We start from the raw sequence: 12,164 nt of genomic DNA, 5'->3' as shown, positions 1-12,164 counted from the left end.
GCGTCAGCGCTGGCCGCGGTACAGATTCTTCACGACGACACCCGAGACGAACACGATCGCGAGCGACGCGAGCGCAAGAAGGCCCACGAAGAAGAGTTCGAGCGCTACCAGGTCCATAGGCCCACTCTATCCCGGATTCGCCGCGATCACCCGGCTCAGGATCATTGCGGGACGATCGAGGCGAGCCCGAAGCCGAGGCTGATCACGCCGAGCACGACCGCCGCCCCCAGAGTGCTCAGCGCGACGCGCTCGACGAAGGCCTGAGACCGCCCATAGGCCAGCTGCACCGCGAAGGCCAGCACGACACACAACCCGAGAGCTACGCCGAGCCAGGCGATCCGCCACTCGGCAGGCACAAAAAAGCCGATGATGGTGCCGGCGACCGCAGCGGCCACCCAGACAGTGACGATCCCGCCGAAGGCACGGCGTGGAGCAAGCGGTGGCAGGTCCATCGCCCCATTGTCTCCTATCCGCGGAGGACACCCTAAACTGAGGGGCGCGGTGCGCCTCCGGCACCGGGAGGATGTCAGCGTGGCACAGCTATTGGTTCTGAGTTCCGCCCCAGGCGGTGGGCCAGCTCTGCCCGCGCTCGAGTTGCTGAGTCATCGCACTCGCCAGATCCCCGCAGAACCCGCGCAGCTGGTGAACGCACCCAGCGCCGACATCGTCTTCGTGGATGCCCGCACCGATCTCGTGGGAGCGAAGTCGCTGTGCAAGATCCTCGGGACGACGGGGCTGGATGTCCCGCTCATCCTCATCGTGACCGAGGGCGGCCTCACCGCCGTCTCGCCGGATTGGGGCGTCGATGACGTCATCCTGGTCACGGCGGGTCCGGCCGAAGTCGATGCGCGGGTGCGCCTGGCGATCGGCCGGATGGCGAAGGAACAGGTTTCCACGCGTATTCAGACCTCGGGCATCACGATCGACGAGTCGTCCTACTCGGCCAAGGTGCATGGACGCCCGCTCGATCTCACCTACAAGGAGTTCCAGCTCCTCCACTTCTTCGCCACTCACCCGTCGCGGGTCTTCACCCGGGAACAACTGCTCAGCGAGGTGTGGGGCTACGACTACTTCGGGGGAACCCGAACCGTCGATGTGCACGTCAGACGCCTTCGTGCCAAGCTCGGCGACCTGGAGCAGCTCATCGGCACCGTGCGCAACGTCGGGTACCGCTTCAACGTCTACGAGGATGACGCCCCGCCGCCGCGGGAGCGCGCCGACGCCTGACGACGAAAACTGTTCACGCGGGAGTCACGTAGCGCTGACAGGATGGACCCATGATCGACCACGAGGTTCTCGACACCGGGCTCGGCGACGAAGATGACGACGACTTCGACTCAGCGGCAGCAGCCGATGATCTCCTGCCCATTGACCGCTTCCTGGATCGTGAGCTGAGCTGGCTCGCGTTCAATCAGCGCGTCCTCGAGTTGGCCGAGGATCCGGGTCTGCCGCCGCTGGAACGCGCGAACTTCCTCGCGATCTTCGCGAGCAACCTTGACGAGTTCTTCATGGTCCGGGTCGCTGGGCTCAAGCGCCGCATCGTCACCGGACTCGCGGTGCCCACGAACATCGGCACCTCTCCCGAAGACACGCTCGCCGATATCTCGGAAGAGGCGCATCGACTGCAGCTGCGCCACGCCGACGCGTGGAGCCGCCTCGTCGCGCCGTCGCTTGCGGAGGCTGGAGTCGAGTTCGTCTCGTTCGCCTCGCTCGGCGATGACGAGCGCTCCCGCCTGTCTGACTACTTCCACGACCAGGTCTTTCCCGTTCTCATGCCGCTGGCTGTGGACCCAGCCCACCCCTTCCCCTACATCTCGGGCCTCTCCCTGAACCTGGCGATCCGCATCCGCAACGCGCGGACGGGTCGTCAGGAGTTCGCACGTCTCAAGGTGCCGCCGATGCTGCCCCGATTCGTCGAGATCTCGCGAGAGGGCGAGCGGGTGCGCTACCTCGCGCTCGAAGACCTCATCGCGAACCACCTCGGCGATCTGTTCCCGGGAATGGAGGTCTTGGACCACCACGCGTTCCGCCTCACGCGAAACGAAGACATGGTCATCGAAGAGGACGAGACCGAGAACCTCATCCAGGCTCTCGAGGCAGAACTCATGCGGCGCCGGTTCGGCCCTCCGATCCGCCTCGAGGTGACCGAGGACATGGACGAGCTGACGCTGAAGCTGCTGATCAGCGAGCTCGATATCACCGAGCAGGAGGTGTACCGCATTCCCGGCCCGCTGGACCTGCGGGGACTATTCGGCCTGAGCCGCCTGAACCGGCCCGAGCTCAAGTACAAACCGCACCTTCCCACGACCGCTATCGCGTTCCAGCCGGGCGACAACAACGAGCGCTCTGACATCTTCAGCGCCATCCGCACCGGGGATGTCCTGGTCCACCATCCGTACGAATCGTTCGCGACGAGCGTTCAGGCATTCCTCGACCAGGCGGCCAAGGACCCCCAGGTGCTCGCGATCAAGCAGACGCTGTATCGCACCTCAGGCGACAGCCCCATCATCCAGTCACTCATCGACGCTGCCGAGGCCGGCAAGCAGGTGCTCGCGCTCGTCGAGGTGAAGGCCCGCTTCGATGAGGCCGCGAACATCGTGTGGGCGCGCAAGCTCGAGAAGGCCGGCGTCCACGTCGTGTACGGCCTCGTCGGCCTCAAGACCCATTGCAAGCTGGCCCTGGTCATCCGCGAAGAGGAGGGGACGCTGCGCAGCTACTGCCACATCGGCACCGGCAACTACAACCCCAAGACCAGCCGGATCTACGAGGACTATGGGCTGTTCACGGCCGATGAGCAGGTCGGGCGGGACCTCACGCGCCTGTTCAACGAGCTGTCGGGCTACGCGATCGAGAAGAAATTCAAACGCCTGCTGGTTGCGCCGCTGCACCTGCGCAAGGGGCTGCTGCGACTCATCGAGGCCGAGCGTCGCAATGCTGCCGAAGGCAAGCCCGCACGCATCCGGATCAAGGTCAACTCGATGGTCGACGAGCAGATCATCGACGCGCTCTACCGTGCGAGTCAGGCCGGTGTGCCGGTGGAGATCTGGGTGCGCGGCATCTGCTCGATCAAGCCGGGAGTGCCGGGACTGAGCGAGAACATCACGGTGCGCAGCATCCTCGGCAGATATCTCGAGCACTCGCGAATCTTCGCGTTCCACAACGGCGGCGACGAGCAGATCTACATCGGCAGTGCCGACATGATGCACCGCAACCTCGACCGCCGGGTCGAGGCGCTCGTGCGGGTGAGCGAACCGGCTCATCTCGCGCAGTTGATGACCCTGTTCGATCGCGCCATGAGCAGCGCGACCAGTTCCTGGTGGCTCGATGCCACCGGAACGTGGGTGCGTCACCACCTCGACGAGCAGGGCAACCAGCTCGTCGATCTGCAGGACCAAACCATGGCCGATGTGCAGAGCCGGCGGCGGGCGCGAGCCACGCGATGACCGATACTCTCACCGTTCCGGACCCCACCATGTCAGAGAACATCGTTTACGCAGCCGGCGGCGTGCTGTGGCGCCTCGTCGAGGGCAAGCTCCGCATCCTGCTGATCCACCGCACCCAATACCGCGACGTGACCCTCCCCAAGGGCAAGGTCGATCCCGGCGAGACCCTCGCCGAGACCGCGGTCCGCGAGATCCACGAAGAGACCGGCATCCGTGTCTCCCTCGGGGTCCCTGTGGGTGTGTCGACCTATCACATGCCCTCCAAGCGCAACAAGGTCGTGCACTACTGGGCGGCAGAGGCCACGGATGCCGCGATCAAGGCCTCGTCGTTCGTCCCGAACAAAGAGATCGCTGCGCTCGAGTGGGTCTCGGCGAAGAAGGCCCGCGCGAAGCTCAGCTACCCCGTCGATGTCGAGATCCTGGACAAGTTCCTCGAGATCCGCGACAAGGATGTGCTGCGCACCTTCCCGATCATCGCGCTGCGCCACGCCAAGGCAGTACCGGCCGATGAGTGGGACGGATCGGATGCCTCGCGCCCCCTGGCTCCCCGCGGGCGCAAGCAGGCGAACGCACTCGTGGGTCCGCTCCTCGCGTTCGGCGCGCGCCGCATCGTCTCGAGCCCCGCCGTTCGGTGCGCCAAGACCGTCGGCCCGCTCTCTGCGGCGCTCGGGCGCCGCGTCGACTATTCGCCGCTGATCAGCCAGGACGCCTGGGAGGAGGGCGCGACTGACGCGCGCTCGGTGGTCGGAGCGCGGGTCCGCTCCCGCAAGCCCGCGGTGGTGTGCAGCCACGGCCCCGTGCTTCCTGAGATCATCCAGGAACTCGCGATGGCGACCGGGTCGCTCATGGGCTCGCACTTGGGCAACGCATCAGGACTGTCCCCGGGCGGATTCTCGGTCGTGCACCTGTCGACGGACAATCCGGGTTCAGGGATCGTTGCGATCGAGACGCACCAGCCTTCGGTGTGAGCGAACCGATCCGGCTCGGGTGGGCCCCGGTCACTGACCGCGACCACCGGCGCGAGGTCGCGTGGCGGCTCGTGCGAGAACTGATCGGTCAGCCCGGCATCCGGATCTCGAACCGATGCCCGCGGTGCGGCGCTGACCACGGCCCCGTCGAGGTCGAGGGAGTGGCGGTGACAGCGAGCGTGTCGTACGCCGCCGGGTGGGCGGTTGTCGCTCTGGCGCCCGCTGGTGCCGGGACCGTGGGAGTGGATGCCGAACCCGAGGTCGACCTCCGGCGAGACCGGACGGGCCTGACGGGTGTGCTCGGCGCCGGTCCTGCCACGACGCGCGACTGGGTGCGCGTAGAGGCCGCGCTGAAGGCCGATCGGCGGGGGCTGCGCGTCGAACCGGCGCTCGTGCATGTGACCGGCACCGACGGCTCCGACGATACGACCGGCGCGTCGTGGCGTGCCCGCGTCCCGGGGCGCGCGCACCCGCTCCTCGGCTGGGACCTCGACGGACCCCCGGGAGTTCTCGTCAGCGCCGCGCTGGCCAGCCTCGAGCCTGCCGACCGTTAGCGCGCGGACTTCTTCTTCGCGAGTCGCTTGGACGCATCCGGTCGCGGCGGCAACGGCGGCAGCGGGCCGGCATCCAGCCAGGCATCCAGGAGCGCCTCGAGGTCGTGGCCGGCGTCGTCGACGAAGCGACGGAAGTCCTCGGTCGTGACGCACGCGTTCACGTACGCGCTGCACCAGCCGCGCAGGAGATCGAAGAACGGGTCCTCCCCGATCGTGAGGCGCACGGCATGAAGCGTCAGCGCCCCCCGTTTGTAGAGCCGGTCATCGAACATGAGATCGGCGCCGGGATCGCTGATGACGAGATCCTGCGCGAGATCTGCGAGCCTCGCATGAGCCCGGCGGGCAGCGGCGTCGGCGGTGTCTGCACCCATTGCCTCGAACCAGAGCCACTCCGCGTAGCACGCGAATCCCTCGTTGAGCCAGATGTCGCGCCACCGCGCCACCCCGACGCTGTTGCCGAACCACTGGTGGGCAAGCTCATGAGCGACGAGGCGCTCCGAGTCCGGGTCGAGGTGGTTCGCGCCGAAGACGGCGGTGCCCTGCGCCTCGAGCGGGATTTCGAGCGGATCTGCCGTCACCACGATTGTGCAGCTCTCCTGCGGGTACGGTCCGAACCGCTCCTCGAAGGCTGTCATCATGCGCGGCAGCGGATCCAGAGCCCGCTTCACGTCTGCGCGCAGGGACGGCGGTGAGGCAACGACGATGCGCTCATCGAGCCGGTGCGATTCGAACTGCCCCACATAGACGGCGACGAGGTACGTCGCCGTGGGCACACCGATCGCGTACTCGGCGGTGACCTGACCGCCCGAGCGGGTGCGCGACTGCAGCACACCGGTGGCGACAGCCGTGTACTCGGCATCCGTCGTGACCCGGATGCCGTACGTCGCCCGGTTGTCGGGACGATCGTTACACGGAAACCATGTGGGGGCTCCGATCGGCTGCGACGCGACGAGGGACCCCTCGGTCAGCTCCTCCCAGCCGATCGTCCCCCAGCGGGAACGGCGGGGGGTTGGTGCGCCGGCGTATTCAATCGTCAGCGTCAGGGACTCCCCCGGCTGCATCGTGCGCGGCAGTGTGAGGCGGAGCTTCCGCGGGCCCTGCGTGTGCGGGGTCCGTCGCTGCCCCTCCATGCGGACCCGGCTGACCCGAAGGCCGACGAGATCGAGCGCGATCGAGGATGTCGCAGCCAGAATCCGGATGCCGAGGGTCGCGCGTCCCTCAAGCCTGTTGGTGCGGACGCGGTAGCTCAGATCGAGCGCATATGCTTCGACATCGAACGAGAGGTCGCCGCTCTGAGGCGTATAGGTGTCGTGAGCAGGGACGTCTTCCCGATCGACGCCGTCTCGGCGACCGGTGTCGATCACGGGGCCGCCTGATACGCGCGGATCTTCACCGCACGCCACGGGCCGATGGGATTCCCACTCCAGCGCGAGCCGACCGGCACGCTTTCCCCCCGCATGACCAGCGAGGCAGGACCAACGGTCGCGTGAGCACCGATCGAGGCCGCGGGCAGGATGACCGAGTGCGGCCCGAGCGTTGCACCGGGTTCGAGAGTGACGGCATCCATACTCATGATCCGATCATGAAACAGGTGAGTCTGCACAACGCATCCCCGATTGACGGTGGATCCGTCGCCGAGGTGCACGAGATCCGGCTCGGGGAGCCAGTACGTCTCGCACCAGACTCCGCGGCCGACCCGGGCGCCGAGCGAGCGCAGCCACACGGCAAGTGCGGGGGTACCGGATGCTGCGCGAGCGAACCAGGGAGCAGCGACCATCTCGGTGAAGGTGTCGACCACCTCGGTGCGCCAGACGAAACTCGACCACAGTGGATGCTCGCCCGCGCGGATCGGCCCAACGAGGATCCACTTAGCGGCTGTCGAGGTGGCTGCTGCCACCGCGCCGGCGGCGAGCATGACAATTCCCGAGAGCAGCACCGTCCACCACGGTCCGATGCTGGTCCAGAGGGCTGCCAGGGTCATGAGCACCCCGAAACCAATGAGCCCGGTCACAAAAACGGGAACGATTCGCGAGAGCTCCCAAAGGCTCCGCGCGATGCGCAAAGCGACGGGCGGCTCGTAGGTGCGGGACTCATCGACGCTGGCGGCGACGCGTCGCAGACGCACGGCTGGGGACCCGAGCCAGGACGATCCCGCCTTCGCCTTCGCCGGAGCCGCGGAGAGCACCGCGATCAGTCCGTCCTTCGGGACTCGATGCCCGGGCGCCACCATGCCGGAGTTTCCGACGAACGCGCGCTTGCCGATCCTGACGTGGTCGACGCGCATCCAGCCGCCGCCGAGCTCGTACGAGGCGACCATCGTGTCATCGGCAAGGAACGCGCCATCGTCAATCGTGGTCATCGACGGGATCAGCAGCACCGTGGATGCCTCGACGTTGCGGCCGACCGATGCGCCCAGCATCCGCAGCCAGAGGGGAGTGAACAGGCTTGAGTAGAGGGGAAACAGCACGGTGCGCGCCGAGTCGAGAAGTCGCTCGGTCGTCCACACCTGCCACCCGAGCCGGCTGCGAACGGGATGGGTTCCCTCGCGAAGGCCGAGCGAGAGCAACCGCACGGCGATCACGACGGTGCCGGCGAAGACCACACCGGCGATCAGGATGCCGGGCACGAGCCACGCGAGGCCGAGGAGCGCCGCCTCCGCGAGAGTCTGCGCGTCCTGCATCGCAAGCGCCATGACACCGGCACCGGCGGCGAACGCGACGATCGGCAGCAATGCCAAGGCCAGCGAGGACGCGATATAGGCCCACAGCCACCGGTGCGGAGCCGGCGCATGTTCCGCGGGCCAATCGGCGGCAGGTTCCCCGACCCGCACTGCGGGCGAGCCGGCCCACGCCTGGTCGGGCTTGACCCGCCCGAACACCGCCGAACCGGGGGCAACCCGCGCACGCCGACCGATCTTGGTGCCGGGAGCAAGTGTGCTGCGGGCCCCGATGACCGCATCCGCATCGATCCGGATGCCGCCCACGCGCACGGTGTCGCCGTCGACCCACGTGCCACTGAGATCGACCTCGGGATCGATCGCCGCGTTATCGCCGACCTGCAGCATCCCGGTCACCGGCGGCAGCGTGTGCATATGGACGTCGCGGCCGATCGAGGCACCGAGCGCCCGCGCGTAGTAGGTGACCCACGGCGCTCCCACGTACCCGACAGCGTCGATCTGGTCGGCGACCTGTTCGGCAAGCCAGAGCCGCAGGTGAACGCCGCCGCCGCGCGGATAGTCGCCCGGTTCCAGCCCTGCGAGCAGGGTTCGCGCAGCGAGCACTGCGATCGCCATGCGACCGAACGGGGTAGCGAACACGAGCAGGCCGATCACGAGCACCCACCACGGCACGGTCGGGAGGAAGGCGAACCCACCTCCGAGCTGCAACAGCGTGCTCGCAGTCAGCAGGTACAGCAGCCATCGGATGCCCGACAGGATGAACAGTGGCGCCCCGAGCAGGGTCTGGGCGATCCGTGTCGTGGCCGGCGTCGGGACGGCGCGGTGGTACTCGGCGGCAGACGCGTCGGCGGCGGCATCCGCATGTGGAAGCAGGGATGCCATCGCCCCGAGGCGCGGCATGTCGTAGATGTCGGCGACCGTGAACTCGGGAAGCCGCCCGCGCACTCGTGACGCAAGCTGTGCCGCCGCGAGCGACCCGCCGCCGAGGTCGAAGAAGTCTGACGCACGGCCTTCAGCGGGGACGCCGAGGACCGCCTGCCACTGTTCAGCAAGCCACACCTCGTTCTGAGACAACCCCGCGGCGGGTTGCTCTGCCCCAGGAACCGGCCACGGGAGCGCCGCCCGATCGACCTTCCCCGAGGTACGCGCCGGAAGGTCGGGGAGCACCGCGAACAGGGGCATGATGCCGGCGGGCAGGCGGTCTGCGAGAGTCGCTCGCGCTGCTGCCCGATCAAACGCCTCGGGCTCATCGACGACGATGTAGCCGACCAGAACGGGGTTGCCGGCCTCCGACGTGCGAACCGCGGCAGTCGCGGCGGTGACGCCGGGAAGATCCTGGAGGGCAGCTTCGACCTCGCCGAGTTCGATACGCCGCCCGCCGATCTTGACCTGATCGTCGGCGCGTCCGAGAAAGACGAGACCCTCGGGTTCGTATCGGACGAGGTCGCCAGAGCGATACGCGCGATCCCACCCCAGCGTCGGCATGGGGGCGTACTTCTCGGCATCCTTCGCGGGATCGAGGTACCGAGCAAGCCCGACACCGCCGATGATGAGCTCCCCGCTCTCCCCCTCCGCGACCCGGTTGCCCTCGGCATCCACCACCGCAAGCGACCAGCCCTCGAGCGGAAGCCCGATACGGACCGGGGCGTCGGGCACGAGCGGCGCGGCGCACGAGACGACGGTGGCCTCCGTCGGACCATAGGTGTTCCAGACCTCGCGGCCCTCGGCGGCCAATCGCGTGCCGAGCTCTGGCGGCACGGCTTCTCCGCCGAAGATCAGCAGCCTGACGTTGTCGATCGTGGAACTCGGCCACATCGCGGCGAGGGTCGGCACCGTGGAGATGACCGTGATTCCCTGGCGCGCAAGCCAGTTCGCAAGGTCGACGCCCGAACGAACCAGTGCGCGCGGCGCGGGGACGAGGCAGGCGCCGTGCGCCCACGCGAGCCACATCTCCTCACAAGAGGCATCAAACGCAACCGACAACCCCGCCAGCACCCGGTCGGAGGTGCCGAGGGGCTCGTTCTGCAGAAACAGGCGACTCTCGGCATCCACGAACGCCGCCGCGCACCGGTGTGTGACAGCAACACCCTTGGGTACTCCGGTGGAGCCGGAGGTGAAGATGATCCACGCGTCATCGTCGGGTGCGGGCTGGGCGAGGATGTCGAGCGCTCGCGTGTGCCCCGCAGGAGCGTCCCCGGCGAACAGGTCTTCGTCTTCGTCGGCATCCTCGTAGGCGGAGTCATCGATGGTCGGGATTTCGGATGTGACGTCGGACGGGGCGATCCCGGTTCCATCATCATCTCCATCAGCAGCGTCCGGCACATTCGGTGCGTAGAGCCCGCGGCCGGTGATGACCCCCCGTACCCCGGCTTCGCCGAAAACGAGGGCGGCGCGTTCTGCCGTGTCATCCGCGTCGACCGGAACGTAGGAGGCGCCGGCAGCCATGACGCCGAGGATCGCGATGTAGAGCTCTTTCGTGCCCGACGTCATGCGGATGCCGACACGATCGCCGTGCCGCACGCCAGCTGCCACGAGGCGCGAGGCGGTGAGGGCGACGCGGGCAGCGAGCTCCCGGTAGCTCACTGCGGGTCCTGCGCCGTCATCGATCGCTGAAGCCTCGGGATGGCGGCGCACCGTCTCTTGCAGGATGTCGATGAGGGTCCGCGGCGGGGCGGCATGAGCTACCCGATCGAGGATGGCCGACTGGTCAAAAGTCACGATCCGACGGTACCGGGGCGCGTCGTACGGGGTGGGGGGAACACTGCAGACCGCCCGAGGCCGTTTACCTGCTGTTCACCTCTACCAACCGATCCCTTAAGAGTCGCTGTCTACCGTCACGTAAGTGCCCTGCACCGGGCCCGCCACACAAACCCCGACACAGTGAAGGATTCACAGTGAAGATCACCCGCTTCGCCCAGCTGGGCGCTGTCGCCGCCGTAGCCACCCTCGCGCTGGCTGGCTGCGCCTCCAACGAGTCGAACGGCGGCTCGACCACCGAGCCCACCGAGTCGACCCTTTCGGGCACCATCGGCGCGACCGGCGCTTCGTCGCAGACCGCCGCGCAGGAGGCCTGGGTAGCCAACTTCCAGACCGCCAACCCTGACGTGACCGTCAACTACGAGCCCACCGGCTCGGGAACGGGCCGCGAGAACTTCATCGCCGGCGCGAGCAACTTCATCGGCTCGGACCGCGCATTCAAGATCGACGAGATCGCCGAGAGCACCTTCGCCGCGTGCGCCGACGGCGGCTCGGCCGGCATTGTCGAGATCCCCGTCTACATCTCGCCCATCGCCGTTGCGTTCAACCTCGACGGTGTCGAGTCGCTCAACCTGACCGCCGATGTCATCGCGGGCATCTTCGCCGGCACGATCACCAACTGGAACGACGCGGCTATTGCGAGCCTGAACGACGGCGTCGAGCTTCCTGACCTCGCGATCTCGCCCGTGCACCGCTCCGACGACTCCGGCACGACCGAGACCTTCACCTCCTACCTGTCGGCTGCGGCGCCCTCGGTCTGGACCTACGAGCCCGACGGCGAGTGGCCGATCACCGGTGGCGAGTCGGCTCAGGGCACCTCGGGTGTCATCGACGCGACCAAGAACGGCAACGGCACCATCACCTACGCCGACGCTTCGCAGGTCTCGGGCCTGGGCACCGCTTCGGTCGGCGTCGGAGGCGAGTTCGTGCCCTACTCGGCAGAGGCCGCGGCGATGATCGTCGACTCCTCGCCCGAGCAGGAAGGCCGCACCGAGGGCGACATCGTCTTCGACATCGACTACGCGACCGAAGAGGCCGGCGTCTACCCGATCGCTCTCGTGAGCTACGAGATCGGCTGCGTCGAGTACGAGGACCCCACCGTCGCTGAGCTCGTGGCCGCGTACTTCACCTACATCGCCAGCCCCGAGGGCCAGGATGCCGCGGCCGAGAACGCCGGCTCGGCTCCGATCTCGGACTCGCTGCGCGAGCAGGTCAACGCCGCGATCGCCCTGATCGGCTGATCACCTCCCTCTCGGCCGCCCCGTTCGGTACATTCACGATGTACTGAACGGGGCGGGCTGAGCGAGAGAGCCGGTTTCACCGGAGCTCTCGCTGAGCCTGACCCGGACTCGACACGAAGGACACACGGATGGCGACGACCACGGACGCGGGACCCGAAGCCTCGGCGAAAATCCACGCCAAGAGACGGCCCGGGGACATCGTCTTCTCGGGGACCGCGCTCGGAGCGGGGATCATCATCCTGGCTGTTCTCGCTGCTGTCACGATCTTCCTGGTCATCGAGAGCATCCCGGCGTTTACGACTCCCGCCGACGAGAACCCGCTCCTGAAGGGCAAAACCTTCCTCGAGTACACGTGGCCGCTCGTGTTCGGCACGATCTGGTCTTCGATCCTCGCGCTCGTCATGGCAGCGCCGCTCGCGATCGGCATCGCGCTGTTCATCTCGCACTACGCCCCGCGTCGCGCAGCAGCAGTCCTCGGATACATCATCGACCTCCTCGCTGCTGTCCCCTCGGTCGTGTTCGGC

At 67.6% G+C, this 12,164-nt stretch carries 8 protein-coding genes and 1 pseudogene; 6 read left to right on the top strand and 3 right to left on the bottom strand.

Annotated features, from left to right (window positions below; genetic code table 11):
• Positions 1–161: 161 nt before the first annotated feature.
• Positions 162–452: a hypothetical protein gene (locus Q1V87_RS00850; RefSeq protein ID WP_300590447.1), complete on the bottom strand. Its 291-nt coding sequence runs from the start codon at positions 450–452 to the stop codon at positions 162–164.
• A gap of 79 nt (positions 453–531) precedes the next feature.
• On the opposite strand from Q1V87_RS00850, the gene Q1V87_RS00845 reads away from it, so the two are divergent.
• The 4 genes from Q1V87_RS00845 to Q1V87_RS00830 are packed head-to-tail and all read left to right on the top strand — an operon-like array spanning position 532 to position 4,965.
• Entirely contained in the window at positions 532–1,227 is a 696-nt protein-coding gene (locus Q1V87_RS00845; protein WP_292709182.1) for a response regulator transcription factor, read from the top strand.
• 50 nt (positions 1,228–1,277) lie between these two features.
• The gene (locus Q1V87_RS00840; protein ID WP_292800943.1) at positions 1,278–3,443 is read left to right on the top strand and encodes an RNA degradosome polyphosphate kinase; all 2,166 of its coding nucleotides are present in this window, start codon (positions 1,278–1,280) and stop codon (positions 3,441–3,443) included.
• 29 nt (positions 3,444–3,472) lie between these two features.
• The gene (locus Q1V87_RS00835) at positions 3,473–4,411 is read left to right on the top strand and encodes an NUDIX hydrolase (protein WP_292709216.1); all 939 of its coding nucleotides are present in this window, start codon (positions 3,473–3,475) and stop codon (positions 4,409–4,411) included.
• Entirely contained in the window at positions 4,408–4,965 is a 558-nt protein-coding gene (locus Q1V87_RS00830) for a chemotaxis protein CheY (protein WP_300590446.1), read from the top strand. Before Q1V87_RS00835 ends, Q1V87_RS00830 begins: the two co-directional genes overlap by 4 nt.
• On the opposite strand, the gene Q1V87_RS00825 is transcribed toward Q1V87_RS00830, so the two are convergent.
• Positions 4,962–6,329: a M1 family metallopeptidase gene (locus Q1V87_RS00825; protein ID WP_300590445.1), complete on the bottom strand. Its 1,368-nt coding sequence runs from the start codon at positions 6,327–6,329 to the stop codon at positions 4,962–4,964. The two genes, Q1V87_RS00830 and Q1V87_RS00825, sit on opposite strands and share 4 nt — an antisense overlap.
• On the bottom strand, positions 6,326–10,360 hold the full coding sequence (locus tag Q1V87_RS00820; RefSeq protein ID WP_300590444.1) for a Pls/PosA family non-ribosomal peptide synthetase: 4,035 nt from the start codon (positions 10,358–10,360) through the stop codon (positions 6,326–6,328). Before Q1V87_RS00820 ends, Q1V87_RS00825 begins: the two co-directional genes overlap by 4 nt.
• 176 nt (positions 10,361–10,536) lie before the next feature.
• On the opposite strand from Q1V87_RS00820, the gene Q1V87_RS00815 reads away from it, so the two are divergent.
• Together Q1V87_RS00815 and Q1V87_RS00810 are read left to right on the top strand one after the other, a co-directional pair.
• Positions 10,537–11,640 (top strand): phosphate ABC transporter substrate-binding protein PstS, encoded by a 1,104-nt coding sequence (locus tag Q1V87_RS00815; RefSeq protein ID WP_300590443.1) that lies wholly within the window; start codon positions 10,537–10,539, stop codon positions 11,638–11,640.
• Positions 11,641–11,768: 128 nt separating this feature from the next.
• Positions 11,769–12,164, top strand: a pseudogene (locus tag Q1V87_RS00810) (phosphate ABC transporter permease subunit PstC); the annotation flags it as partial.

The organism is Microbacterium sp. (assembly GCF_030149085.1).
GTDB lineage: Bacteria > Actinomycetota > Actinomycetes > Actinomycetales > Microbacteriaceae > Microbacterium.
The sequence above is the reverse complement of the archived record's forward strand: the minus strand, read 5'-3'. Positions and strand labels throughout refer to the sequence as shown.

Excerpts from the sequence above, each read along its gene's own strand:
- Q1V87_RS00850 (WP_300590447.1), bottom strand. The coding sequence starts at position 452 with ATGGACCTGCCACCGCTTGCTCCACGCCGTGCCTTCGGCGGGATCGTC.
- Q1V87_RS00835 (WP_292709216.1), top strand. The coding sequence starts at position 3,473 with ATGTCAGAGAACATCGTTTACGCAGCCGGCGGCGTGCTGTGGCGCCTC.
- Q1V87_RS00840 (WP_292800943.1), top strand. The coding sequence starts at position 1,278 with ATGATCGACCACGAGGTTCTCGACACCGGGCTCGGCGACGAAGATGAC.